This window comes from Pseudomonas sp. QL9 (assembly GCF_041409665.1).
Lineage (GTDB): Bacteria > Pseudomonadota > Gammaproteobacteria > Pseudomonadales > Pseudomonadaceae > Pseudomonas > Pseudomonas knackmussii.
The window spans coordinates 5,687,521-5,712,488 of sequence record NZ_CP166971.1 but is presented as its reverse complement, the minus strand read 5'-3'; the positions used below and the strand labels follow the sequence as shown (position 1 = coordinate 5,712,488).

Genomic DNA, 24,968 nt, shown 5'->3' with positions numbered 1-24,968 from the left:
GGCGGCCAGCCCGAGTCTGGCCAAGACTGGACAGTCCCTCCCCTGCGCCGAGGCACCCGGTCCGGCCCAGTGAAGGACCCTCCCACAGCCTGGAGTTCCGCCATGTCCATCGAGAAAGTGCTGTACCGCGCCTATGCCGAAGCCACCGGTGGTCGCGAGGGCCGCGCCATTTCCTCCGACGGCGTCCTCGACGTCGAGCTGACCACGCCCAGGGAACTGGGCGGCAACGGCGCCCGTGGCACCAACCCGGAACAACTCTTCGCTGCCGGTTATTCGGCCTGCTTCCTCGGTGCCATGAAGTTCGTCGCCGCGCGCGACAAGCTGGCGATTCCGGCGAATCCGTCGATCGAGGGCGTGGTCGGCATTGGCGCCGTGCCCACCGGTTTCGCCATCGAGGTCGAGCTGCGCATCTCCCTGCCGGGCCTGCCGCGCGACCAGGCGCAGGAGTTGGTGAACCGCGCGCACATCGTCTGCCCTTACTCCAACGCCACCCGCGGCAACATCGACGTCACCCTGACGATCACCGACTGAGTCCATCGGCTGCGGCGCAGGCCGCAGCCGTCCGCTCTTCAGAGAGCCGGCGCTTGCCGGAAGCTGACCGCCAGCCGGTTCCAGCAGTTGATCGCCGCGATGGCCACGGTCAGGTCGACCGCCTCGCGTTCGTCGAATTCTTCTCGCAGCTGCGCATAAACGTCGTCCGGCACATTGGACTGCGACAGCAAGGTCACCGACTCGCTCCAGGCCAGCGCAGCCTGCTCGCGGGACGTGAAGAACGGCGAATCACGCCACACCGCCACCGCAAACAAGCGCCGCTCGGACTCGCCGTTGCGGCGCGCTTCGAGGGCGTGCATGTCGGCGCAGAAGGCACAGTTGTTGAGCTGCGAAACCCGCAACTTGACCAGCTCCAGCAACGGCTTCTCGATGGACAGGTCGAAGGAAGAGGCCTCCAGCGCGAGGATCGCCTTCAGCGCATCTGGCGAAGCCGTGTAGTAATCCAGGCGTGGCTCCATCGTCGGGCTCCTCGGGTGGCACGTCTTGGGCTACCAGCATAGAGCTGCGGCCTGTCCGAACCAGGTGCCAATCCCGCGGATCTTCAGGAGTCCAAGGCGGAGCAACAATGTGCCGGACAATGACGAGCCCTTGGACAAAGAGGCCGGCGTTGCACCGGCCTCTCGCGATCAGAACGCCGCGCGAACCACCCCGCCGTCCACCCGCAGGGCAGCGCCATTGGTGGCGGAGGAGGCCTCCGAGCAGACGTAGACGACCAGGTTGGCGACCTCCTCCGGCCTGATGAAGCGCTTGAGTAGCGATGTTGGCCGCGCGCTGCGGAAGAACTCACCCTCGAACTCGGCGAATGGCTGGCCGCCGGATAGCTTGTCGACGAACTCGCCGACCCCTTCGGAGTGCGTCGGTCCCGGCAGCACCGCGTTGACCGTCACGCCAGTGCCGGCGCAGCTCTCCGCCAGCCCACGGGACAGGCCCAACTGGGCGGTCTTGGTCACGCCGTAATGGATCATCTCCACCGGAATCTGGATGCCGCTTTCGCTGCTGATGAACACCACGCGGCCCCAGTTGCGCTGCTTCATGCCCGGCAGATAGGCGCGGCTCAGGCGCACGCCGGAGAGCAGGTTCACTTGCAGGAAGCGCTCCCAGTCCTCGTCGGGAATGTCCTCGAACGGCTTGGGATCGAAGATGCCCAGGTTGTTCACCAGCACGTCCACCTGCGGGTAACGCTGCACCAGGGCAGCGATCTGCGCCGGATCGGAAAGGTCGCCGGCGAAGCCCTCGACCTTCGCGTCCGGCTGCTGCTCGCGAAGCTTCGCCAAGGCGGCGTCCACCGATGCCTGGCTGCGGCCGTTGAGGATCACCCGGGCGCCCTCACGGGCCAGGCCCTGGACGATGGCGAAGCCGATGCCCTTGGTGGAACCGCTGACCAGGGCGAGTTTGTCGTGCAGGTTGAGGTTCATGGCGTTGCTCTCGAATGGATGGAATGGCCGGACCCGGCAGGAGCCTAGTCCCGGCGTCCGGAGCCTTCCAGCAGACGCTGCCTGTACGCATGCCTTTCCGCGGAACGGTCCGGCAATCGCCGATCCGCAAGGAATGCCGGGGGCCTGGCGCATGACTGCTACCGATGTGCCCTGCCCTCGCCTGTTCCCCTGTCGAGCCTGGCCGGCTGATAGATGAAGTACCGAAGGAAGGCCAGTCGGCGGATAACGTCGAACCTTATCCGCCTACGGGAATGTCGTGTCATATCGACGCACTACTTGCGCGCTAGAAAGCCAGCTCACTCGAATGTAAAGACGGAATTTTCAGAACATCCGCTGGCTTCGTACGAAACATATCTTTTCCAGCTGCTATTCGACACAAAATCCCAGCGTTCGCCAGTCCCTGACTCATCGTCGATCTGTCTGCGACAACTTGAAGCGCAGATCGATATCCCCCTCGCCTCTATAGTCCGCGCCGTCTATTCAATGGGAACGATACCTATATGGCGATTCCGGCACACCTCTGGCTGAAAGATGACGGCGGCGCGGATATCAAGGGCAGCGTCAATGTAATGGGGCGCGAAGGCAGCATTGAAATCTTCGGTTTTGGGCATGGCCTGTTCCTTCCGGTCGACGACAGCAGCGGCAAAATCACGGGAACAAGGCAGCATGCAGCGCTGACTTTCGAGAAGGAATTCGATTATTCCAGCCCTTATCTCTATAAGGCCGTAGCCAAGGGGCAAACGCTGAAATCGGCGGAATTCAAGTGGTACAGGATCAATGACGCAGGCCAGGAAGAGGAGTACTTCAATATGCTCCTCGAGGATGTGAAGGTCGTCGCCATTTGCCCGATGATGCACGATTGCAAGGACCCATCGATGGAAAAGCATAATCATCTAGAATCGGTTTCACTGCGTTACGCCAAGATCACCTGGAAGCACTGCGACGGCAATATCATCTTCGCCGATGTCTGGAATGAAAGATGATTCGCTGCACATTTCATCTCAATGGGCAAGGGCTTTCCATCCTTAGCTGTCCTGGAGTTGGATTTTTCCCAGCCTATTCCGGAAACTCAGGACCACATCGCAACAATCCCGGCTCGGCAATGATTCGAGATGTAGGGCCTTTGCCTCGCGGGACCTATTACATAGTAAAAAGAGCAAGGGGCGGCGTCAGATCAAAGGTAAATAGCGCTGTAAAGTCCTGGTGGACAGGGTCAGACCATAGCACATGGTTTTCGCTCTATCGTGCCGACGGAGTTATAGATGACCTAACACTTGTAGGCAGTGTCAATCGAAAGAACTTCAGATTGCACCCAGCGGGACGCGAGGGAATTAGCGAGGGCTGCATTACCCTTCCAAGTCCTTACCACTTCGATCTACTTCGCAAGGCGTTGCTAAGCACTCCGGAGTATTTGGTGGCGCCCGGCCTAAGGGCCTACGGGACAATACGGGTTTATTGAATGAAACCTTTAAAATTCCTTCTCATATGGCATCTGTACGCCGCCACATACGTATTGATATTTAACGCACTCTTCCTGTTGGTGCCTGAGGAGTATTTGTTCAACCTGATAGACAGTCACATCAGGGATCTGCTTGGAAACTCTTGGGATGAAACCCACATGTCAATCCTCATGCTCGTCTCACTTGCACTAAATGCAATTCTGATCTTTTCAATAGAGTTTTGGCGCCATCGCGGAGAATTCAGATCACCCTGCTCTATCAAGCGATCCAGCTCTTAGCCGAACCTAATCTATTGGCCCGCGACGAGGTGAAGACCCGCTAAATGTCGCCATTCAAAATGATTCTTATGTGGCTTATTTATATATTGACCTTTTCGGTAATTTACACACTCTACTCGATGGCTATTTCTGGAGAATGGCTCCTGGGTGTTCTTCGACTATTTCAAGCCGACCTAGAATACAGCCCCGTCTTCGGGTTTATTTACAATACCTTAAGAACCATAGCATGCCTGGTTCTGAATGGAATTGTGATTAATGCAGTCTACAAACGCGAGAAATACACTGCAGAGTTCAGCAGCGGAGCAGTCAATCGCAGTTTTCTGAACCCATGGACTGCTCTCATTTTGTGGCTTGCTTATTACCTTGTATTCTTCGCAATGCTCGAATTGCTAATCGCCTTCACCCCCTATGATTGGAAGGTTTGGCTGGTTAGCACTTCTACTGGCGAACATATTGCTGAATTGGGATGCGAGCATGATGCCGTAATTGAACTGACACTCCTGGCGTTAGCTTCTAACTGCGTTTTTATTTACATAACTTCCACTTTATGGAACGGATGGCGGCAGAAGTCAAAAGCCTCAGCAAGTGAGGCGTGACAGTCTCCGCGGAGCTTTTGCAGGCTCAATAAAAGAAAAAGCCCGGACACCTCACGGTATCCGGGCTTTTTCATGCCGCCGAAGCCATCGGCGTGGAGACGATTCCGGCGGCAGGTCTTGCAGGGTCGAACTCAGTCGCGGGCCAGAGCCATGGCGACGCCTTGGCCGCCGCCGATGCAGAGGGTGGCGAGGCCTTTCTTGCTGTCGCGGCGGAGCATTTCGTGGAGCAGGCTGACCAGCACGCGGGCACCGGAGGCGCCGATCGGGTGGCCGAGGGCGATGGCGCCGCCGTTGACGTTCACTTTGCCGGCATCCCAGCCCAGTTCCTTGCCGACCGACAGGGCCTGGGCGGCGAAGGCTTCGTTGGCTTCGATCAGCTCGACCTCAGCGAGGCTCCAGCCGGCCTTCTCCAGGCAGCGGCGGGTTGCCGGGACCGGGGCGATGCCCATGATCGACGGGTCCACGCCGGCGCTGGCGTAGGCCTGGATGCGGGCCAGCACCGGCAGGCCGAGGGCCTTGGCCTTGGCGGCGCTCATCAGCAGTACGCCGGCGGCGCCGTCGTTCAGGGTCGAGGCGTTGCCGGCGGTGACGCTGCCGTCCTTCTTGAACGCCGGTTTCAGCTTGGCCAGCGATTCGGCGGTGGTGCCTGCGCGCGGTTGTTCATCGGTGTCGAAGGCCAGGGCTTCGCCCTTGCGCTGGGGGATCAGCACCGGGGTGATCTCGTCGCGGAAACGGCCGGCTTCGACCGCGGCGACGGCCTTCTGCTGCGACTGCGCGGCGAAGGCGTCCTGGGCTTCGCGGCTGACTTCGAAGCGCTCGGCCAGGTTCTCCGCGGTGATACCCATGTGGTAGTCGTTGAAGGCGTCGATCAGGCCGTCGCGCAGCAGGCTGTCCTGCAGCTCGGCGTGGCCCATGCGCAGGCCGGTGCGGGCCTTGGGCAGCACGTAGGGGGCGAGGCTCATGCTCTCCTGGCCGCCGGCGATGACCACTTCGGCATCGCCGCAACGGATCGCCTGGACGCCGAGGAACAGCGACTTCAGGCCCGAACCGCAGAGCTTGTTGATGGTCATGGCCGGCACTTCCACCGGCAGGCCGGCGCCGATGGCGGCCTGGCGAGCGGGGTTCTGCCCGGCGCCGGCGGTGAGCACCTGGCCGAGGATCACTTCGTCGACCTGCTCGGGCTTCACGCCGCTGCGTTCGAGCAGCGCGCGGATGACCACGCTGCCCAGTTCGTGGGCGGGGATATTCGCCAGGCTGCCCTGGAAGCTGCCGATGGCGGTGCGCACGGCGGCGACGATCACTACGTCTTGCATGTCTTGGCTCCGTTTTGGCGGAAAGGCGGGCGCGGGCCGCGTCACGAGCGCTGGCCCGGTCCCGCTAAAGGCTTCAGAAGGTCATTTCCTTCACATCGTCCGGCACGATCAGGCGGCCGGCGGTTTTCTCGGCGATCTCGGCGATGCTCACGCCCGGGGCGGTCTCGCGCAGGATGAAGGTGCCATCTTCGATTTCCAGATAAGCGAGGTCGGTCAGCACCTTGCGGATGCAGCCGGCGCCGGTCAGCGGCAGCGTGCAGCGGTCGAGCAGCTTGGACTCGCCGTCCTTGGAGGCGTGGGTCATGGTGACGATGATGTTGTCGGCGCCGGCCACCAGGTCCATCGCGCCGCCCATGCCTTTCACCAGCTTGCCGGGAATCATCCAGGAGGCGATGTTGCCCTGCACGTCCACCTCGAAGGCGCCAAGCACGGTCAGGTCGACGTGGCCGCCGCGGATCATCGCGAAGGACTCGGCCGAGGAGAAGATCGACGCGCCTTTCACGGCGGTGACGGTCTGCTTGCCGGCGTTGATCATGTCGGCGTCGACCTCGGCTTCGGTCGGGAAGGCGCCCATGCCGAGCAGGCCGTTCTCCGACTGCAGCATCACTTCCATGCCCTCGGGCACGTAGTTGGCCACCAGGGTCGGGATGCCGATGCCGAGGTTCACGTAGTAGCCGTCCTTGAGCTCGCGCGCGACGCGCTGGGCCATCTGTTCGCGGGTCAGTGCCATGGTCTTGTCTCTCTTGTCCGGTGGGCTCAGGAACGTACGGTGCGTTTCTCGATACGCTTTTCGAAGGTTCCTTGGATGATTCGGTCGACGTAGATGCCGGGGGTGTGGATCTGGGTCGGGTCCAGTTCACCCGGCTCGACGATTTCTTCCACCTCGACCACGGTGATGCGGCCCGCGGTGGCAACCACCGGGTTGAAGTTCTGCGCGGTGTGGCGGTAGATCACGTTGCCGTAGTGGTCGGCCTTCCAGCCCTTGACGATGGCGAAGTCGCCGGTGATGGCGCGCTCCATGATGTATTGGCGGCCGTCGAACTCGCGCACTTCCTTGCCCTCGGCGACCGGGGTGCCGAAGCCGGTGGCGGTGAAGAAGGCCGGGATGCCGGCGCCGCCGGCGCGCAGTTTTTCGGCCAGGGTGCCTTGCGGGGTGAGTTCCACTTCGAGCTCGCCGGACAGCAGCTGCTGCTCGAACAGGGCGTTCTCGCCGACGTAGGAGGCGATCATCTTGCGGATCTGGCGGTCTTCCAGCAGCACGCCGAGGCCGAAGCCGTCGATGCCGCAGTTGTTCGACACCACGGTCAGGCCCTTCACGCCCATGCGGCGGATCTGCGCGATCAGGTTTTCCGGAATGCCGCAGATGCCGAAGCCGCCCGCCACTACCGTCATGCCGTCGGTGAGCCCGGCCAGGGCTTCCTCGTAACTGCCAACCCGCTTGTCGAGTCCTGCCATTTGCTGCTGCCTCTTGTTGTTAGGGTTTCCGACCGGCCGGTCGGAGATGGCCGCAGCTTCTCCGCAATCAACTGATTTGTTAAGTTTGTTTTTCTTCTCGATTGATTGGCTTTGCAAATCAATGACCGTCAAACAACTGCGCGCCTTCCTCGCCGTGGCGCAAACCCTGAGCTTCGCCCAGGCCTGCGAGCGACTGCACCTGTCGCAACCGGCGCTCAGCCTGGCGATCAAGAACCTCGAGGAATCCCTCGGCGGGCAATTGCTGGTGCGCACCACGCGCAGCGTCGCGCTGACGCCCGAGGGCGAGACGCTGCTGCCCATCGCTCGTCGCCTGCTGGCCGACTGGGACAACGCCGAGGAACTGCTGCGCCAGCACTTCACGCTGCAGCTGGGCAAGGTTTCCATCGCCGCCATGCCCTCCTTCGCTGGCAACCTGCTGCCATCCGCGCTCATCGCCTTCCGCAGTCGCTACCCGAAGGTCAACGTCGCGGTGCACGACGTGATCAACGAGCAGGTCCTGGAGATGGTGCGCAATCGCCGTGTCGAGCTGGGCATCGCCTTCGAGCCCGACTCGCTGGATGGGCTGCATTTCCAGCCGTTCTACAGCGACCGCTTCGTCGCCGTGCTGCCGGCCAGCTCACCGCTGGCAACGCTGCGCCGGCTGAGCTGGTCGCAGCTGCTGACCGAGCCCTTTATCGCGCTGCAGCGCCCTTCGGGGGTGCGCGCGTTGCTGGAAGACAGCGTCGCCGCCAGTCACGGCCGGCTGCCGATCGCTTTCGAAAGCCATCAGTTGGTGACCATCGGCCGCATGGTCGCCCAGGGGCTTGGCGTCAGCGTGGTGCCGCGCCTGTGCGTGAAGCAGATGGAGGAACTGGGCGCGAAGTGCGTGGATCTCTACGAACCGACGGTCGAGCGACGCGTAGGGTTGTTCAGCCTGGCCGAACACAAGCTATCCAGCGCGGCCCAGGCATTGAGCGATGTGCTGTTGCAGATCGAAGACTGGCCACGGTTGCAGAAGGAAGGCCGGGAGGGGGAAGCGGAGTAAGAGGCATCTGCGCGGCGCGGGCGGTGCGAGCGCACCACCCGTTGCGCAGGGGTCAGATGTCGCTGCACATCTCGGTCTGACGCAGGTACTCGAGCACATGGACCTGCCCTTTGGAGTCGGCGTAGGTCATTTTCGCCAGGGCGACTTCGCAGCGGTCGTTGGCTTGCTCGATGCTGATGACCTTGGCCACGTCGAGCTTCATGCCGTACTGGTAGACCACCGGCGCGGTGTCGGCGTTGGCGGCCAAGGCAGCGCCCATCAGGGGAAAGGCGAACAGGCAAAGCAGGGTGCGTTTCATGGTGGGATTCTCCGTAATCCGGCTGGCGGGCAATTCGCCATGCCGTGCATTCAATCTAGTTGAACGCCCCTTCCGGACACAGCGCCGATCCGACAATGGATTGATACGTTTTCCGTAACAGAAAACACTTGCCAGCGCTGGCGCGGTCGGATCACCCAACCGGGCCGCTGCGCTTGAAACACTTGTTGCAAGCGGAATCTTCCCGCTCTTCGTCCCTCCGCCGCACGGCGTGAACGCCGCAACCGCGCCTCTTACACGGGCTCTCCGCAGCGGCGCAGGGCTCCTGTCCTTGTCAATGGCTGGCATCACAACTTTGCACAAATGATTCACTTGACGACAAAATGATTCAAGTGTTTCATGTGCCCACATCACCACCGATCGCCGCACGACCGTGCGTGAGGATAATAAGAATGAGCGATTTCAAGTTGACCTACTCGACCATGTTCGCCCCGCCGGAAGCGCTGCACGTGCGCTTCGAACAGGCGCTGGTGGATCTGCGCGAGGAGCTTGGCCGCGACCATGGCCTGTTCATCGCAGGCCAGGATGTCCTCACCGGCCAGACCCTGGAGAAGCGCAGCCCGATAGACCGGGGCTGGCTGCTCGGGCGCTTCCAGGCGGCGGGCGAACACGAGGTCGACGCCGCTATGAACGCCGCGCACGAGGCGTTCCCGGCCTGGCGCGCGATGCCCTGGCAGCGCCGGGTCGAGCTGATGCGCCGGGTCGCCCGGCTGATCGAGGAACGCGTATACCGCATCGCCGCTGCCGTCAGCCTGGAAACCGGCAAGAACCGCATGGAAGCCCTGGGCGAAGTCCAGGAGACCGCGGTGTTCTTCGACCACTACAGCGACCTCATGGAGCAGAACCAGGGCTACGACCACGTGCTGCCCAACGATCCGCTCGAGGACTTTACCAGCCGTAACCGCAGCGTGCTCAAGCCCTACGGCGCTTGGGTGGTGATCGCCCCCTACAACTTCCCCTTCGCCCTTGCCGGCGGCCCGGTCAGCGCCGCGCTGGTCACCGGCAATACCGTGGTGCTCAAGGGCGCCAGCGAAACGCCCTGGGCCGGTCGCCTGCTCGCCGAATGCCTGCGCGACGCCGGCATCCCGGACGGCGTGTTCAATTACCTCTCCGGCAGCGGTCGCGGCGCGGGGCAAGCGCTGGTGGACCATCCGCACACCGCCGGCATCACCTTCACCGGCTCCTACGATGTCGGCATGGCCATCGCCCGCGCCCAGCTCGCCCGGCCCTACCCGCGTCCCTGCATCGCCGAGATGGGCGGCAAGAACGCCGTGCTGGTCAGCCGCCATGCCGACCTCGATCGCGCCGCGCTGGGCATCGTCCGTTCGGCCTTCGGCATGCAGGGGCAGAAGTGCTCCGCGCTGTCGCGCATCTACGTCGAGGCTCCCGTTGCCGACGCGTTGATCGAGCGCCTCAAGGCGCAGATCGCCGCCATCCGCATCGGCGACCCGGCCGCCCGCGAACACTGGATGGGCCCGGTTTCTACCCGTGCCGCCTACGACGACTATGCGGCCTACAGCGCCCGCCTGCAGCAACATGGCGCGCGACTGCTGGCCGGTGGCGAGCAACTGAAAGGGGCCGGTTACGCCGATGGCCTGTACTGCGCGCCGACGCTCGCGGAAGCGCCGCTGGACCATCCGCTGTGGACCGAGGAGATGTTCCTGCCGATCGTCATGCTCGCCCGCGTCGACAGCCTCGAACAGGCGATGCGCGAGGCCAATGCCAGCGCCTACGGGCTGACAGCCGGCTTCTATGGCGACGCCGCGGAGACCGACTGGTTCTTCGCGCACATCGAGGCCGGCGTGACCTACGCCAACCGCCCGCAGGGCGCGACCACCGGCGCCTGGCCCGGCTACCAGCCCTTCGGCGGCTGGAAAGGCTCGGGCAACACCGGCAAGGCCATCGCGTCCTTCTACTACCTGCCGCAGTACCTGCGCGAGCAGTCGCAAACCCGCGTCGACTGATCCGCCCCGGCGCGCGGCGCACCCCGCCCGCGCCGCGATTTCCGGTCAGCCACCCCGTCTTTCCAGGAGAGTTCCATGTCCGAACACATCGTCACCGCCCTGCCCGGCCCCAAGGCCCTAGCCATGATCGAGCGCGACAGCGCCGTGGTCTCGCCGTCCTATCCGCGCGACTACCCCTTCGTCATGAGCCACGGTCGCGGCGCCGAAGTCTGGGACGTCGACGGCAACCGCTTCCTCGATTTCGCTGCCGGGATCGCGGTCTGCTCCACCGGCCATAGCCACCCGCAGGTGGTCGAGGCGGTGAAGAATGCGGCCGACCGCTTCCTGCACATTTCCTCGGACTACTGGCACGAGGAGCAGATCCGCCTGGCGGAAACCATCGACCGCCTGGCGCCCTTCGGCGAGCCGGCCATGACCTTCTTCTGCAATTCCGGCACCGAGGCTGTGGAAGGTGCGCTCAAGCTGGCCCGCTACGTCACCGGTCGGCAGCGTTTCGTCGGCTTCCTCGGTGGCTTCCATGGCCGCACCATGGGTTCGCTGTCGTTCACCGCGAGCAAATACACCCAGCAAGCCGGGTTCTTCCCGGGCATGCCCGGCGTCACCCACATCCCCTATCCGAACCCCTATCGCCCGCTGCTGGCTGGCGAGGACCAGGGCCAGGCCGTCCTCAACTACCTGGAGAACGTGCTGTTCCAGAGCAACGTGCCGGCCCATGAGGTCGCCGCGATCCTGCTCGAGCCGATCCAGGGCGAAGGCGGCTACCTGGTGCCGCCGGAAGGTTTCCTGGCCGGCCTGCGCGCCCTCTGCGACCGCCACGGCATCCTGCTGATCGCCGACGAGGTGCAGTCCGGCGCCGGCCGCACCGGGCGCATGTTCGCCTGCGAGCACTGGGGCCTGCGCCCGGACATCGTGACCATGGCCAAGGGCCTGGGCTCCGGCCTGCCGATCGGCCTGGTGACCGCGAAGCGGACCCTGATGCAGCAATGGAAGCGCGGTGCCCACGGCAACACCTACGGCGGCAATCCGATCTGCTGCGCGGCCGCCTCGGCGACCCTGGCGCTGATCGAGAACGGCTACATGCAGAACGCCGCCGCGATGGGCGAATACCTCATGCAGCGCCTGCGCGAAATGCAGCAGCGCTTCCCGCAGCTGATCGGCGACGTGCGCGGCAAGGGCCTGATGATCGGTGTCGAACTGGTAGCCGACGCGCAGAGCCGCGCGCCCGCACGGGAGTTCGCCGACCACCTGCTGTACAGCGCCTGGCGCCGCGGCCTGCTGCTGCTGACTTGCGGCCAGAGCACCCTGCGCCTGATGCCGCCGCTGATGATCGATCGCGCCACTTGCGACGAAGCGCTGGCGCTGCTCGAGGCGGCCATCGAAGACACCCTGGGCGCCTGACCGCGCCCTCTCCAGCCCTACCGAGGAAAGCAACGATGAAAAGATTGCACGGATTCATGGCTGTCGCACTGGGCCTGGCATTGCTGCACGGCAGCGCCCAGGCCAAGGATTGGAAAGAGATCCGCATGGCTACCGAAGGTGCCTACTCGCCCTTCAACGAGATGGGCCCGGACGGCAAACCACGGGGTTTCGACGTCGACATCGGCAATGCGCTCTGCGCGCAGCTGAAGGCCCGGTGCAACTGGGTAATACAGGACTGGGACGGCATGATTCCCGCACTGCTGGCCGGCAAGTTCGACGCCATAGTCGCCTCCATGACCATCACCCCGGAGCGCGAGCAGAAGATCGCCTTCACCGACAAGTACTACAGCTCCAACGTGCAGATCATCGCCAAGGCGGGGGCACCCTACGACGCGGCGAAACCGGAATCGCTGAAGGGCGTGCGCCTGGGCGTGCAGCGCGAAACGACTCACGAACGCTACGCCAAGGACGTGTTGGCCAAGGCCGGTGCCGAGGTCGTCAGCTACCCGTCGCTGGAAGAGGCCTACATGGACCTGGGCAACGGCCGTCTCGACGCCACGCTGCAGGACACCATCCCCGGCCTCGAAGGCTTCATCAAGAAGCCCCAGGGCCAGGGCTTCGCCCTGGTCGGCCAGCAGGTGAGCGACCCGGCCTACTTCGGCGCAGGCCAAGGCATCGGCATCCGCAAGGAAGACGCCGAGCTGCGCCAGGCGCTGGACCAGGCCCTGGCGGAGATCATCCGCAACGGCACCTACGACAAGCTGCGCAAGCAGTACTTCGACGCGCCCATCCTCTGACGGCCCGGCGGCGGAGCACACCCGCCGCCGCCCTCCTCTCATCCGCTCATTTCCAGATCGGCCCACCCGCCCGGCCGAGGGGGTTTTGCGTGTCCCGAGATCCTCGTTACGACATCCTGTTCCAGCCACTGCGCATCGGCCCGGTCACCGCGAAGAACCGTTTCTTCCAGGTCCCGCACTGCAACGGCATGGGCTGGACCCAGCCCCGCGGCCTCGCCGAACTGCGCCGGGTCAAGGCCGAAGGCGGCTGGGGCGTCATCTGCACCGAAGAGGTGGAGATCCATCCGAGCAGCGACTGCTCGCCCTATCACGAAGGCCGCCTGTGGAGCGACCTGGACATTCCCGCCCTGGCCCTGATGGCCGAGGCAGTGCACGAATACGGCGCGCTGGCCGGCATCGAGATCATGCACCACGGCCCCTCGTGCGCGAACTACGACAGCCGCGAGGTGCCCATCGGCCCTTCGCACCGGCCGATCACCTACTACTCGCCGGTGCAGGCGCGGGCCATGAGCAAGAGCGACATCCGCGAACTGCGCCAGTGGCATCGCCAGGCCGCGCTGCGCGCCAAGCGCGCCGACTTCGACCTGGTCTACGTCTACGCCTCGCACGACCTCGGCCTGCCGATGCACTTCCTGCAGCGGCGCAAGAACGACCGCTGCGACGAATACGGCGGCAGCCTGGAAAACCGCGTGCGCCTGCTGCGCGAGCTGATCGAGGACACCAAGGACGCCGTCGGCGACCGCTGCGCGGTGGCCGTGCGCCTGGGCGTGGAGGAATTGCTCGGGCCGGATGGCATCGTCAGCGCCGAGGAAGGCCGCGACATCATCGCCATGCTCGCCGAGTTGCCCGACCTGTGGGATGTGAACGTCAGCGCCTGGAGCAATGACAGCGTGACCTCGCGCTTCAAGAAGGAAGGCTACCAGGAGGAGCACACCGCCTTCGTCAAATGGCTGACCAGCAAGCCGGTGGTCGGCGTCGGCCGTTTCACGTCGCCGGACACCATGGTCAGCCAGATCCGCCGCGGCGTGATGGACTTCATCGGCGCGGCACGCCCCTCGATCGCCGATCCCTTCCTGCCGAGCAAGATCGAACGGGGCGACATCGACGCCATCCGCGAGTGCATCGGCTGCAACATCTGCGTCTCCAGCGACTACTCCAGCAGCAACCTGCGCTGCACGCAGAACCCGACCATGGGCGAGGAATGGCGGCGCGGCTGGCACCCGGAGAAAATCCCAGCGCGCGGTTCCGACCATACCCTGCTGGTGGTCGGCGCCGGCCCCGCCGGTCTGGAAGCGGCGCTGGCCGCCGCGCGCCGCGGCTACGAGGTGCACCTGGCCGAGGCCAGCGCCGAGCTTGGCGGCCGCGTGCTGCGCGAGTCGGCCCTGCCCGGCCTGCGCGAATGGTCACGGGTGCGCGACTGGCGGGTCGGCCAGCTGCAGCCCATGGCCAACGTGAACATCTACCTCGACAGCCCGCTGAGCGCGGCGGACATCCGCGACTTCGGCGCCGGCCACGTGGCCATCGCCACCGGGTCGCGCTGGCGCCACGACGGCGTCGGCCGCGCCAACGGCTGGGCCGTGCCTGGATTCGCGGCGGGCAAGGTGTTCAACCCGGACGACCTGATGGCCGGACGGCGCCCGCAGGGCCCGGTGGTGATCTTCGACGACGACCATTACTACATGGCCAACGTGCTCGCCGAGCGCTGCGTCGAGTGGGGCCTTCCGGTCACCCTGGTTACCCCGGCGCTGCAGGTCGCCAGCTGGAGCAGCAACACCCTGGAGTCGACGGCGATCCTGCGTCGCCTGATGGAGCTGGGCGTGGAGATCATCCGCCACCACAACGTCGCCGCCTACGACGGCGAAAGCCTGGAGCTGGTGTGCGAGATCAGCGGGCGACGCCAGCGCATCGCCTGCGGCGGCCTGGTCAGCGTCACCGCCCGACTGCCCGAGGACGCCCTGTTCCTCGAATTGCAGGAGCGGCCCGACGCCCTTCGCGAGGCCGGCATCCAGACCCTCAGCCTGGTCGGCGACTGCATGGCCCCGGCGACCATCGCCGCCGCGGTGTACCAGGGGCACAAGTTCGCCCGCTACCTGGACAGCGGACTGGCGCCCCACGAATACGCCCGCGAACTGCCCTTGATCGCACGGGAGTGAAGCATGCCGATCCCCTCTGGTGAACTCTTGTACGGCTATGCCGGCAGCATCCTCAGCGGCGCCCTGGTAACCATCCAGGTCGGCTTCTGCTCCCTGGCCGTGGCCCTGGCGCTGGGCCTTCTGGTCGCGGCCGGCAAGCTCTCGCGCTGGCGTCCGCTGGCCATGAGCGCGACGGCCTTCACTACCCTGATGCGCAGCGGCCCGGACTTCGTCTGGCTGCTGTTCCTCTACTACGGCGGGCAGACCGCGCTGAACCTGCTGACCAGCCGCTTCGGCCTGCAGCCGGTGGACATCGATGCCTTCGTCGCCAGCGTGATCATCCTCGGGGTGATCTACTCGGCCTACTTGGCGGAGACCTTCCGCGGCGCCTTCCTGGCCGTCGACAAGGGCCAGGCCGAGTCGGCCCAGGCCTTCGGCTTCGGTCGCCTGCAGACGTTCTTCCACATCGTCTTCCCGCAGATGATGCGCTTCGCCCTGCCCGGCATCGGCAACAACTGGCTGGTGATGCTCAAGGCCACGGCCATCACCTCCATGGTCAGTCTCAACGAGCTGATCTTCCTCTCCCGCGCCGCCGGCAAGGCCACCGGCCATGGTCTGGAGCTGTTGCTGGTTGCCGCCCTCGTCTACCTGCTGCTGAGTACCGTATCGGTCCTCGTGCTGCGCCTGCTCGCCACCCGCTATGCCGCGGGCAGCAAGGAGATCAGCCTGTGAACTGGCAACTCGTTCTGGACAACCTGGGCCTGTTCCTGTTCAGCGACGGCACCCGCACCACGGGGTTGCTGCTGACCGTGGAACTGTTCCTCATCTCGCTGCTGTTCGGCCTGGCGCTGGCCATTCCGCTGTCGGTGCTGCGCGCGTCCGGCAACCCTTGGCTGCGCGCGCCGGTCTGGCTGTTCACCTATGTGCTGCGCGGTACGCCCTTGCTGGTGCAGATCTACATCATCTACTTCGGCCTCGCCGAGATCGCCTGGGTCCGCGGCAGCTGGGCCTGGCAGTACCTGCGCGAGGCCTACGTCTGCGCCTGGCTGGCGCTGGGGCTGAACACCGCCGCCTATACCATCGAGATCCTTGCCGGCTGCATCCTCAAGACCTTCCACGGCGAGATCGAGGCCGCCCGAGCGATGGGCATGACGCGCTGGACGCAGATGGTCCACATCGTGCTCCCCGGTGCCATGCGCCGGGCGATCCCGGCCTACAGCAACGAGGTGGTCCTGACCCTGCACGCCACCGCCCTGGCATCGAGCATCACCCTGCTCGACCTCGCCGGCGTCGGGCGTTCGATCAGCATGCGTTACGCCTCGCCCTACGAGGCCTACATCGCCGCGCTGATTCTCTATGCGCTGTTCACCAGCCTGGTTTTCATCCTCTTCCGCTTCGCGGAGCGCCGCTGGCTCGCCTACCTGCGCCCGCGCGCTGCCTGACCCACCTACGGAGACCCCGACATGGCGACCCTGCAGGTCAAAGACATCCACAAAAGCTACGGCGGACACGAGGTGCTCAAGGGCGTATCGCTGAAAGCCAGTCCCGGCGACGTGATCACCCTGATCGGCTCCAGCGGTTCGGGCAAGAGCACCTTCCTGCGCTGCCTCAACCTCCTGGAGCGGCCGAACGCCGGCGAGATCATCTGGGACGGCATGCCCCTGGCGCTCAAGCGCCAGCGCGACGGCAGCCTGCACGCCGCCAGTACGCGCCAGCTGCAGCACCTGCGTACGCAGCTGTCGATGGTGTTCCAGAGCTTCAACCTCTGGGCGCACCTGACCGTGCTGGAGAACGTGATGGCCGCCCCCATCCGCGTCCAGGGCCTGAGCCGCGCCCAGGCCCGCGACAAGGCCGTGCAGTACCTGCGCAAGGTGCACATGGACCCGGAGCGCTTCGCCAACAGTTATCCGGCCCAGCTCTCCGGCGGCCAGCAGCAGCGCGTCGCCATCGCCCGCGCGCTGGCGGTGGAGCCGGCGCTGATCCTGCTCGACGAGCCGACTTCGGCGCTGGACCCGGAACTGGTCGGCGAGGTGCTGGGGGTGATCAAGGGCCTGGCCGCCGAAGGCCGCACCATGATCATGGTGACCCACGAGATGGGCTTCGCCCGCGAGGTGTCCAGCCAGGTGATCTTCCTCCACCAGGGGCGGATCGAGGAGCAGGGTCCGCCGCAGGAACTGTTCCAGGCGCCGCGCAGCGAGCGGCTGAAGGCTTTCCTCGGCAGCTCCGCCCAGCGGGGTGGCGGCTTTGCCACGCCGGCGAATGAAACACATGTATCAATCGACAGTGAAATGGAACAAGTAGAAGAAAGCGCAGCGCGCCGCCCCGGTCGCGGACAAGGACAATACGCATGAGCCACATCTTCCATCGCAATCCTGCCCAGGTCCTGCCGGTCGCCGCTCGCGGCGAGGGCTGCTACCTGATCGACGCCAATGGCAAGCGCTACTTCGACGGCTCCGGCGGCGCGGCGGTGTCATGCCTGGGACACGGCCATCCGGCGGTCGTCGCCGCGTTGAAGGACCAGCTGGACAAGCTGGACTACGCCCACACCAGCTTCTTCACCAGCGAGCCGGCCGAGCACCTGGCCAACCTGATGGCGCGCTTGAGCCCGCCGTCGCTGGGCAACGTGTATTTCCTCTCCGGCGGCTCCGAGGCCGTCGAAACCGCGTTGAAGATGGCCCGCCAGTTCCATGTCGAGAACGGCGAAAGCCAGCGCACGCACTTCGTCTCCCGGCGGCAGAGCTACCACGGCAACACGCTGGGCGCCCTGGCCATCGGCGGCAACCTGGCACGCCGGACGCTCTACGAGCCGCTGCTGGTGCCGAGCACCCAGGTCTCGGCGTGCTACCCGTATCGCCAGCGCCTGGCCGGGGAAAGCGACGACGCCTATGTCGAGCGCCTGGTCGCCGAGCTGGAAGTCACCCTGCTGCGCCTGGGGCCCAAGACGGTCGCCGCCTTCGTCGCGGAAACCGTGGTCGGCGCGACGGCCGGCGCCCTGGAGCCGCTGCCGGGCTACTTGGCGCGGGTCCGCGAGGTTTGCGACCGCTACGGGGTGCTGCTGATCCTCGACGAGGTGATGTGTGGCATCGGCCGTACTGGGCATTACCACGCCTTCGAACGCGAGGGCGTGGTGCCGGACCTGCTGACCCTGGCCAAGGGCCTGGGCGGCGGCTACCAGCCAATCGGCGCGGTCATGGCCAGCGACCGCGTGGTGCAGACCATCACCGGCGGCAGCGGCAGCTTCCACCACGGGCACACCTACATCGGCCATCCGCTGGCCTGCGCCGCCGCGCTCGCGGTGCAGCGGGAGATCGTCGAGCACAACCTCTGCGCCCAGGTGCGCCAGCGCGGCGAGTACCTGCGCGGCTGCCTGGAAGAGCGCTTCGCCCAGCACAAGCATGTCGGCGATATCCGCGGGCGCGGCCTGTTCCAGGCAATCGAGCTGGTGCAGGACCGCCGCAATGCCCGGCCCTTCCCCGCCGAGGCGCGCCTGCATGCGCGGATCAAGCACGAGGCACTGACCCGCGGCCTGCTCTGCTATCCCTCCGGCGGCACCGCCGACGGCGTCAACGGCGACCACGTGCTGCTCGCGCCGCCCTACATCAGCAGCGAGGCACAGCTCAAGAGCGCCGTCGAGATACTCGGCGATGCCGTCGACGCGAGCATCGCGGCCCTGGATTGACCTTTCCCACCACCCGCAAAGAGGCAATCGATGAAACGCCATCCACTCACCCTGATCGCCCTGGCCGGCGGTCTGCTCTTCAGCCTGGCCGCCGCGGCCGACGCACCGCGGGCCCGCGACCTGGGCGTGCCCTTCGAGGGCACGCCCGGCAAGCTCAACGCGATCACCGACATCCCCGGCGTCGAGGTCGGCCAGGTCACCCTGGTCAGTGGTGACGGGGACCTGCAGGTAGGCAAGGGGCCGGTGCGCACCGGCGTGACCATGGTCCTGCCGCGCGGCCGCGAATCGGTGAAGCCGGTGAACGCCGGCTTCTTCAACCTCAACGGCAACGGCGAGATGACCGGCCAGTCGTACCTGCAGGACTTCGGCGAGGCGTACGGCCCCATCGGCATCTCCAACACCAACGCCATCGGCCCGGTCTACGCCGGTATCACCCAGTGGTCGGCGAAGAAGTTCGGCAGCGCGATCTGGCCAGTGGTGGCGGAAACCTGGGACGGCTACCTCAACGACATCGAGGGGCTGCACGTGACCCAGGAGCACGCCATCCAGGCCATCGACGCGGCGCGTCCCGGCGCGGTGCAGGAAGGCAACGTCGGCGGCGGCACCGGTATGGTGTGCTTCGGCTTCAAGGGCGGCATCGGCACCTCGTCGCGGGTGATCAAGGTCGACGGCAAGGACTACACCGTCGGCGTGCTGGTGCAATGCAACACCGGCCTGCGCAAGACCCTGCGCATCGCCGGCAACCCGGTAGGACAGGAGCTCGCGGAAAAATGGCTGGGCTGCTACCGCCCGGAACTCGCCGGCAAGGACAAGACCCCGCAATGCCGCAGCGACGGCGACGGCGGCAAGCCGAGCAAGGACCAGGGCTCGATCATCATCGTGGTCGGCACCGACGCCCCGCTTACCCCGACCCAGCTCAACCGCGTCGCCCGGCGCGCCTCCATGGGCCTGGCGCGCCTGGGTTCGTTCGCCGGCAACGAGTCGGGCGACATCATCGTGTCCTTCTCCACCACCGGCGCGGTCAACGATGTCGAGGAAGAGAAGCCGGTCAGCTCGGTGCAGTACCCCAACGGCATGATCGACCCGCTGTTCCAGGCCACGGTCGAGGCCACCGAGGAAGCCATCGGCAACGCCCTGGTCGCCGCGCGCGACATGACCGGCGCCGACGGCTACCAGGTCTATGCCCTGCCCCACGATGCGCTGCGCAGCATACTCGGCAAGTACAACCGCCTTGCCAAATGAACGAGGGCCCCTGCACGCCATGCATGCAGGGGCCCTTGTCGTTCCTCAGGCCTTGTCGATGTAGACCTGAAAACTCTTCAGCTGCGCCTCGCTGTTGGCGATCTCGCGCAGGCTGTCTTCGTTGCTGTTCGCCACCAGCAGCCCGGCGAGGGTCTGCGACACGGCAAGCGCCGGCACCACGGACGGGAATAGCGATGGAGTGGCGTTGCGCACCACCACCAGGACATCAGCCGGCGCGGCGATCGGCGACACCGGGCTGTCGGTGATCGAGACGATCCGTGCGCCACGCTCGCGGGAGAAGCTCACCGCCCGCAGCGCATCCTGCGCATAGGGGTGATAACTGAAGGCGACGAGGGCATCGTCCGGGCCGATCCGCCGTAGCTCGTCGGCGAAGGACCCGCCGATGCCGCTGAGCAGTGTGGTGTTGTTGAGGAACATGCCGCACACGTAGCTGAAGTAGTACGCGGCCGGGAACAGGCTGCGCAGGCCGACCACGTAGATGTGCTTGGCCCGCGTCAGCACTTCGTGCGCGGCGAGGATCTGCTCGTAACGCTCGGCACTGAAGGTCGCTTCCAGGTTGCCCATCTCGGTGCTCAGCATCTCGCTGATCAGGCCGCCGGTCTGGTCGTCGTGGGAACGGCGGCGCAGCGCATCGGCGCGCTGCGAAAACGGCGAATCGCGCTCGGTCAGCCAGTTGCGGAAGATCTCGCGCAAATCCTCATAGCTGTCGAAGCCCAGCTGTCGTGCCAGGCGCAGCATGGAGGCGGGTTGCAGCTTCGCCTTGGCGGCGACGCTACGCATCGACTCCAGGGCGATGTCGTTGGGATGGTCGAGGACGTAACGCGCGGCGCGCTGCAAGGTGGGTGACAGCTTGGAAAAACTGTTCTCGATGTGCTTCTCGATCTGCGCCTTGTCCATCGAACCTATCGCTCCTTCAAGGGGTTGCCACTCTAGCATGCCGCCCGCTCAGACCGGCGGCGCCGAACGCTTGAGCACCGACTTCAGGGCGAAGGCCGACTTGATCCCGGCCACACCGGGAATCTGCGTCAGGGTGGTGGTGAGGAAGGCCTGGTAGGCGGCCAGGTCCTTGACCACCACGCGCAGCATGTAGTCGGCATCGCCGGTCATCTGGAAGCAGCTCATCACCTGGGGCGCCTGGACGATGCTTTCCTCGAAACGCGCCAGGTAGTCGCCGGTCTGCTTCTCCAGGGTCACCGAGACGAACACGCTCATGGCGCCAGAGAGGCGTTCCTCGTCGAGTTGCGCGAAGTAGCCCTGGATGTAGTGCTCCTCTTCGAGGCGACGCACCCGGCGCAGGGTCGGGGTGAGCGACAGGCCGATCTTCTGCGCCAGGTCGCGCCAGCTCAGCCGGCCGTCGTCGGCCAGCGCGCGGAGGATCTTGAGGTCGGTGCGGTCTATGTCGGCCATGGCGGGTCACTTCTACGAAAGCGGATTTTTAGAGTTCAAACACACTAAAACTCTTGTTCAAAGCTAGTCAAATTGGAGCAAAAAACCAGCCGGTCACACCTATACTGAAATCACAAGAACAAACACAACCACGAGGACCTCACCATGAGTGATGTCACCCGCCGCGGCGCCACCCCTCGCCGTAGCCGCAACGCCGCCCTATCCGGGTTGTTGCACCCACCCAGGCCTCCATGCGCCCCCTGCTGATCGAGCTTCCCTCCCTCACTTTCAGCCGCTGGAGACCCGAACCATGACCGATTACGCCCCCCTGAAACTGCACGTGCCGGAGCCCACCGGGCGGCCGGGTTGCAAGACCGATTTCTCCTACCTGCACCTGTCCCCCGCTGGTGAAGTGCGCAAGCCCGCCGTCGAGGTCGAGCCGGCGCAGACCGCCGACCTCGCCTACAGCCTGGTGCGGGTTCTCGATGACTCTGGCAACGCGGTAGGCCCCTGGGACCCGCAGCTCAGCCATGAGCAGCTGCTGCGCGGCATGCGGGTGATGCTCAAGACGCGCATCTTCGACGCGCGCATGCTCACCGCGCAGCGCCAGAAGAAGATGTCCTTCTACATGCAGTGCCTGGGCGAGGAAGCCATCGCCACCGCCCACACCATGGCCCTGCGCGACGGCGACATGACCTTCCCGACCTATCGCCAGCAAGGCATCCTCATCACCCGCGACTACCCGCTCAAGGACATGATCTGCCAGCTGCTTTCCAACGAGCAGGACCCGCTCAAGGGCCGCCAGCTGCCGATCATGTATTCCAGCCGCGAGAAGGGCTTCTTCTCCATCTCCGGCAACCTCGCTACCCAGTTCATCCAGGCGGTCGGCTGGGGCATGGCCTCGGCGATCAAGGGCGATACCAAGATCGCCTCGGCCTGGATCGGCGACGGCGCCACCGCCGAGTCGGACTTCCACACCGCGCTGACCTTCGCCCACGTGTACCGTGCGCCGGTGATCCTCAACGTGGTCAACAACCAATGGGCGATCTCCACCTTCCAGGCCATCGCCGGCGGTGAAGGCACCACCTTTGCCAACCGTGGCGTGGGCTGCGGCATCGCTTCGCTGCGGGTCGACGGCAATGACTTCCTCGCCGTCTACGCCGCCTCGCTGTGGGCCGCCGAGCGCGCCCGCCGTGGCCATGGCCCAAGCCTGATCGAATGGGTCACCTACCGTGCCGGCCCGCACTCCACCTCGGACGATCCGTCCAAGTACCGCCCGGCCGACGACTGGACCAACTTCCCGCTGGGCGACCCGATCGCGCGGCTGAAGCAGCACATGATCGGCCTCGGCATCTGGTCGGACGAGCAGCACGAAGCGCTGCAGAAGGAACTCGAAGCCGAAGTCATCGCCGCGCAGAAAGAGGCCGAGCGCCACGGCTCGCTGGTGGACGGCCATGTCTTCAGCGCCGCCAGCATGTTCGACGACGTCTACAAGGACCTGCCGGAACACCTGCGCCGGCAGCGCCAGGAGCTCGGGGTATGAATGCCATGAATCCGCAACACGAGAACGCCCAGGCGGTCACCAGCATGACCATGATCCAGGCGCTGCGCTCGGCGATGGACGTGATGCTCGAGCGCGACGACAACGTCGTGGTGTTCGGTCAGGACGTCGGCTACTTCGGCGGCGTGTTCCGCTGCACCGAGGGGCTGCAGAAGAAGTACGGCACCTCGCGGGTGTTCGACGCGCCGATTTCCGAGAGCGGCATCATCGGCGCCGCCGTCGGCATGTGCGCCTACGGCCTGCGCCCGGTGGTGGAAATCCAGTTCGCCGACTACGTCTACCCGGCCACCGACCAGCTGATCTCCGAGGCCGCGCGCATCCGCTACCGCTCGGTGAACGACTTCAGCGCGCCCATGGTGGTTCGCATGCCCTGCGGCGGCGGCATCTACGGCGGGCAGACCCACAGCCAGAGCCCGGAGGCGATGTTCACCCAGGTCTGCGGCCTGCGCACGGTGATGCCGTCCAACCCGTACGACGCCAAGGGCCTGCTGATCTCCTGCATCGAGAACGACGATCCGGTGATCTTCCTGGAGCCCAAGCGCATCTATAACGGCCCCTTCGACGGCCACCACGACCGCCCGGTGACGCCCTGGTCGAAGCACCCGCAGAGCCAGGTTCCCGAAGGCTACTACCGCGTGCCGTTGGACAAGGCGGCCATCGCCCGTCCGGGCTCGGAGCTGACCGTGCTGACCTACGGCACCACCGTCTACGTGGCGCAGACCGCCGCCGAGGAAACCGGCATCGATGCCGAGGTCATCGACCTGCGCAGTCTCTGGCCGCTGGACCTGGACACCATAGTCGCCTCGGTGAAGAAGACCGGCCGCTGCGTGATCGTCCACGAGGCCACCCGCACCTGCGGTTTCGGCGCCGAGCTGATGTCGCTGGTGCAGGAGAACTGCTTCCACCACCTGGAGGCGCCCATCGTCCGCGTGACCGGCTGGGACACCCCCTACCCGCATGCCCAGGAATGGGATTACTTCCCCGGCCCCGCCCGCGTCGGCGCGGCCTTCAAGCGTGCCATGGAGGTCTGAATGGGCATTCACGTGATCAAGATGCCGGACATCGGTGAAGGCATCGCCGAAGTGGAACTGGTGGAGTGGCATGTGGCGGTGGGCGACGAGGTCCACGAGGACCAGCTGCTCGCCGAAGTCATGACTGACAAGGCGACGGTCGAGATTCCCTCGCCGGTAGCCGGCAAGATCCTCGCCTTGGGCGGCGCGCCCGGCCAGGTGATGGCGGTGGGCGGCGAGCTGGTGCGCCTGGAAGTCGAAGGCAAGGGCAACCAGCGCGAGGCGGCACCGGCCGCAGAAGCCGAGCCAGCCGTTGCAGCCCCCGTTGAGCCCGTGCGCCCTGTCGTGCAGGACGCGCCGCGCGGGGAAATGAAACCCGTGGTGTCGCCCCGCCCGAGCACTGCGCCAGCGGCGCCCATGGTGCGTCGCGCCCCCGGCGAGAAGCCGCTGGCCTCGCCTGCGGTTCGCCAGCGCGCCCGCGATCTCGGCGTCGAGTTGCAATTCGTCCAGGGCAGCGGCCCGGCCGGGCGTATCCTGCATGACGACCTCGACAAGTACATGACCCACGGCGGCGCGGTGGTCGCTTCCGGCTACATGGCCCGCCACGACGAGCAACAGGTTCCGGTTATCGGCCTGCGTCGGCGCATCGCGCAGAAGATGGCCGAGGCCAAGCGGCGCATCCCGCACTTCAGCTACGTCGAGGAGATCGACGTCACCGACCTGGAGGCGCTGCGTCAGCACCTCAACGGCAAATACGGCGCGAGCCGCGGCAAGCTCACCCTGCTGCCTTTCATCGCCCGCGCCATGGTGGTCGCCCTGCGCGACTTCCCGCAGATCAACGCACGCTATGACGACGAGGCCGATATCGTCACCCGCTACGGCGCGGTGCACCTGGGCGTGGCCACCCAGAGCGACAGCGGGCTGATGGTGCCGGTGCTGCGCAATGCCGAGTCCCGCGACCTCTGGGGCAACGCCGCGGAAGTGGCGCGCCTGGCGGAAGCCGCGCGCAATGGCAAGGCCAGCCGCGAGGAGCTTTCCGGCTCGACCATCACCCTGACCAGCCTCGGCGCGCTGGGCGGCATCGTCAGCACGCCGGTGATCAACCATCCGGAAGTGGCCATCGTCGGCGTTAACCGCATGGTCGAGCGGCCCATGGTCGTCAACGGCCAGATCGTCGTGCGCAAGATGATGAACCTGTCCTCGTCCTTCGATCATCGAGTGGTCGATGGCATGGACGCCGCGGCCTTCATCCAGGCCGTGCGCGCCCTGCTCGAACATCCCGCCACCCTGTTCCTGGAGTGAGTCG

25 protein-coding genes are annotated in these 24,968 nt (G+C 65.5%); 17 read left to right on the top strand and 8 right to left on the bottom strand.

Annotated features, from left to right (window positions below; all coding sequences use genetic code 11):
- Nucleotides 1–102 precede the first annotated feature (102 nt).
- Nucleotides 103–531, top strand: coding sequence for an organic hydroperoxide resistance protein (locus ACA097_RS26545; RefSeq protein WP_043252602.1), 429 nt, complete (start codon nucleotides 103–105; stop codon nucleotides 529–531).
- A 38-nt stretch (nucleotides 532–569) separates the two neighbouring features.
- Here ACA097_RS26545 and ACA097_RS26540 read toward each other — a convergent pair whose 3' ends face one another.
- Nucleotides 570–1,010 (bottom strand): carboxymuconolactone decarboxylase family protein, encoded by a 441-nt coding sequence (locus tag ACA097_RS26540; protein ID WP_371367172.1) that lies wholly within the window; start codon nucleotides 1,008–1,010, stop codon nucleotides 570–572.
- 168 nt (nucleotides 1,011–1,178) lie between these two features.
- Complete coding sequence (locus ACA097_RS26535; RefSeq protein ID WP_371367170.1) at nucleotides 1,179–1,967, bottom strand: SDR family NAD(P)-dependent oxidoreductase; 789 nt, start codon at nucleotides 1,965–1,967, stop codon at nucleotides 1,179–1,181.
- A 521-nt stretch (nucleotides 1,968–2,488) separates the two neighbouring features.
- Between ACA097_RS26535 and ACA097_RS26530 the strand changes: the two genes are divergently transcribed.
- From ACA097_RS26530 to ACA097_RS26520, 3 genes are all read left to right on the top strand, one after another.
- On the top strand, nucleotides 2,489–2,971 hold the full coding sequence (locus ACA097_RS26530) for an Hcp family type VI secretion system effector (RefSeq protein WP_371367168.1): 483 nt from the start codon (nucleotides 2,489–2,491) through the stop codon (nucleotides 2,969–2,971).
- Entirely contained in the window at nucleotides 2,968–3,447 is a 480-nt protein-coding gene (locus ACA097_RS26525; RefSeq protein ID WP_371367166.1) for a DUF2778 domain-containing protein, read from the top strand. The genes ACA097_RS26530 and ACA097_RS26525 overlap by 4 nt, the downstream gene beginning before the upstream one ends.
- 323 nt (nucleotides 3,448–3,770) lie before the next feature.
- Nucleotides 3,771–4,322: a hypothetical protein gene (locus tag ACA097_RS26520; protein WP_371367163.1), complete on the top strand. Its 552-nt coding sequence runs from the start codon at nucleotides 3,771–3,773 to the stop codon at nucleotides 4,320–4,322.
- A gap of 131 nt (nucleotides 4,323–4,453) precedes the next feature.
- Here ACA097_RS26520 and ACA097_RS26515 read toward each other — a convergent pair whose 3' ends face one another.
- From ACA097_RS26515 to ACA097_RS26505, 3 genes are all read right to left on the bottom strand, one after another.
- The gene (locus tag ACA097_RS26515) at nucleotides 4,454–5,635 is read right to left on the bottom strand and encodes an acetyl-CoA C-acetyltransferase (RefSeq protein WP_371367160.1); all 1,182 of its coding nucleotides are present in this window, start codon (nucleotides 5,633–5,635) and stop codon (nucleotides 4,454–4,456) included.
- A 73-nt stretch (nucleotides 5,636–5,708) separates the two neighbouring features.
- Nucleotides 5,709–6,365: a CoA transferase subunit B gene (locus ACA097_RS26510; RefSeq protein ID WP_371367158.1), complete on the bottom strand. Its 657-nt coding sequence runs from the start codon at nucleotides 6,363–6,365 to the stop codon at nucleotides 5,709–5,711.
- 26 nt (nucleotides 6,366–6,391) lie between these two features.
- The gene (locus ACA097_RS26505; RefSeq protein ID WP_160287250.1) at nucleotides 6,392–7,090 is read right to left on the bottom strand and encodes a CoA transferase subunit A; all 699 of its coding nucleotides are present in this window, start codon (nucleotides 7,088–7,090) and stop codon (nucleotides 6,392–6,394) included.
- A gap of 121 nt (nucleotides 7,091–7,211) precedes the next feature.
- Here ACA097_RS26505 and ACA097_RS26500 point away from each other — a divergent pair, with 121 nt between their 5' ends.
- On the top strand, nucleotides 7,212–8,135 hold the full coding sequence (locus ACA097_RS26500; protein WP_371367155.1) for a LysR family transcriptional regulator: 924 nt from the start codon (nucleotides 7,212–7,214) through the stop codon (nucleotides 8,133–8,135).
- Between the two features lie 52 nt (nucleotides 8,136–8,187).
- Here ACA097_RS26500 and ACA097_RS26495 read toward each other — a convergent pair whose 3' ends face one another.
- Nucleotides 8,188–8,433: a DUF2790 domain-containing protein gene (locus ACA097_RS26495; protein ID WP_371367153.1), complete on the bottom strand. Its 246-nt coding sequence runs from the start codon at nucleotides 8,431–8,433 to the stop codon at nucleotides 8,188–8,190.
- A 410-nt stretch (nucleotides 8,434–8,843) separates the two neighbouring features.
- Between ACA097_RS26495 and ACA097_RS26490 the strand changes: the two genes are divergently transcribed.
- The 9 genes from ACA097_RS26490 to ACA097_RS26450 all read left to right on the top strand — a co-directional run bounded on the left by ACA097_RS26490 (nucleotide 8,844) and on the right by ACA097_RS26450 (nucleotide 19,684).
- On the top strand, nucleotides 8,844–10,415 hold the full coding sequence (locus ACA097_RS26490; protein ID WP_371367151.1) for an aldehyde dehydrogenase family protein: 1,572 nt from the start codon (nucleotides 8,844–8,846) through the stop codon (nucleotides 10,413–10,415).
- A gap of 75 nt (nucleotides 10,416–10,490) precedes the next feature.
- On the top strand, nucleotides 10,491–11,813 hold the full coding sequence (locus ACA097_RS26485) for an acetyl ornithine aminotransferase family protein (RefSeq protein ID WP_371367149.1): 1,323 nt from the start codon (nucleotides 10,491–10,493) through the stop codon (nucleotides 11,811–11,813).
- A gap of 35 nt (nucleotides 11,814–11,848) precedes the next feature.
- Nucleotides 11,849–12,631 (top strand): ABC transporter substrate-binding protein, encoded by a 783-nt coding sequence (locus tag ACA097_RS26480; RefSeq protein WP_371367147.1) that lies wholly within the window; start codon nucleotides 11,849–11,851, stop codon nucleotides 12,629–12,631.
- Between the two features lie 89 nt (nucleotides 12,632–12,720).
- On the top strand, nucleotides 12,721–14,784 hold the full coding sequence (locus ACA097_RS26475; protein ID WP_371367145.1) for an FAD-dependent oxidoreductase: 2,064 nt from the start codon (nucleotides 12,721–12,723) through the stop codon (nucleotides 14,782–14,784).
- Between the two features lie 3 nt (nucleotides 14,785–14,787).
- Nucleotides 14,788–15,495, top strand: coding sequence for an ABC transporter permease (locus tag ACA097_RS26470; RefSeq protein ID WP_160287256.1), 708 nt, complete (start codon nucleotides 14,788–14,790; stop codon nucleotides 15,493–15,495).
- The gene (locus ACA097_RS26465) at nucleotides 15,492–16,205 is read left to right on the top strand and encodes an ABC transporter permease subunit (protein ID WP_160287257.1); all 714 of its coding nucleotides are present in this window, start codon (nucleotides 15,492–15,494) and stop codon (nucleotides 16,203–16,205) included. Before ACA097_RS26470 ends, ACA097_RS26465 begins: the two co-directional genes overlap by 4 nt.
- A gap of 21 nt (nucleotides 16,206–16,226) precedes the next feature.
- Nucleotides 16,227–17,114 carry an ABC transporter ATP-binding protein gene (locus tag ACA097_RS26460; RefSeq protein WP_371367142.1) on the top strand — a complete coding sequence of 296 codons (888 nt, stop codon included), beginning with the start codon at nucleotides 16,227–16,229 and terminating at the stop codon, nucleotides 17,112–17,114.
- The gene (locus ACA097_RS26455) at nucleotides 17,111–18,442 is read left to right on the top strand and encodes an aspartate aminotransferase family protein (protein WP_371367140.1); all 1,332 of its coding nucleotides are present in this window, start codon (nucleotides 17,111–17,113) and stop codon (nucleotides 18,440–18,442) included. The genes ACA097_RS26460 and ACA097_RS26455 overlap by 4 nt, the downstream gene beginning before the upstream one ends.
- A gap of 30 nt (nucleotides 18,443–18,472) precedes the next feature.
- Nucleotides 18,473–19,684, top strand: coding sequence for a P1 family peptidase (locus ACA097_RS26450; RefSeq protein ID WP_371367138.1), 1,212 nt, complete (start codon nucleotides 18,473–18,475; stop codon nucleotides 19,682–19,684).
- A 45-nt stretch (nucleotides 19,685–19,729) separates the two neighbouring features.
- Here ACA097_RS26450 and ACA097_RS26445 read toward each other — a convergent pair whose 3' ends face one another.
- Entirely contained in the window at nucleotides 19,730–20,602 is an 873-nt protein-coding gene (locus tag ACA097_RS26445) for a MurR/RpiR family transcriptional regulator (RefSeq protein WP_160287261.1), read from the bottom strand.
- A gap of 48 nt (nucleotides 20,603–20,650) precedes the next feature.
- Entirely contained in the window at nucleotides 20,651–21,112 is a 462-nt protein-coding gene (locus ACA097_RS26440) for an Lrp/AsnC family transcriptional regulator (protein ID WP_043252626.1), read from the bottom strand.
- Nucleotides 21,113–21,401: 289 nt separating this feature from the next.
- Between ACA097_RS26440 and ACA097_RS26435 the strand changes: the two genes are divergently transcribed.
- From ACA097_RS26435 to ACA097_RS26425, 3 genes are read left to right on the top strand one after another with little or no spacing between them, the layout of a single operon-like run.
- On the top strand, nucleotides 21,402–22,634 hold the full coding sequence (locus tag ACA097_RS26435) for a 3-methyl-2-oxobutanoate dehydrogenase (2-methylpropanoyl-transferring) subunit alpha (protein WP_371367136.1): 1,233 nt from the start codon (nucleotides 21,402–21,404) through the stop codon (nucleotides 22,632–22,634).
- Complete coding sequence (locus ACA097_RS26430; protein ID WP_043252630.1) at nucleotides 22,631–23,683, top strand: alpha-ketoacid dehydrogenase subunit beta; 1,053 nt, start codon at nucleotides 22,631–22,633, stop codon at nucleotides 23,681–23,683. Before ACA097_RS26435 ends, ACA097_RS26430 begins: the two co-directional genes overlap by 4 nt.
- Nucleotides 23,684–24,964 carry a dihydrolipoamide acetyltransferase family protein gene (locus ACA097_RS26425; protein WP_160287264.1) on the top strand — a complete coding sequence of 427 codons (1,281 nt, stop codon included), beginning with the start codon at nucleotides 23,684–23,686 and terminating at the stop codon, nucleotides 24,962–24,964.
- Nucleotides 24,965–24,968 lie beyond the last annotated feature (4 nt).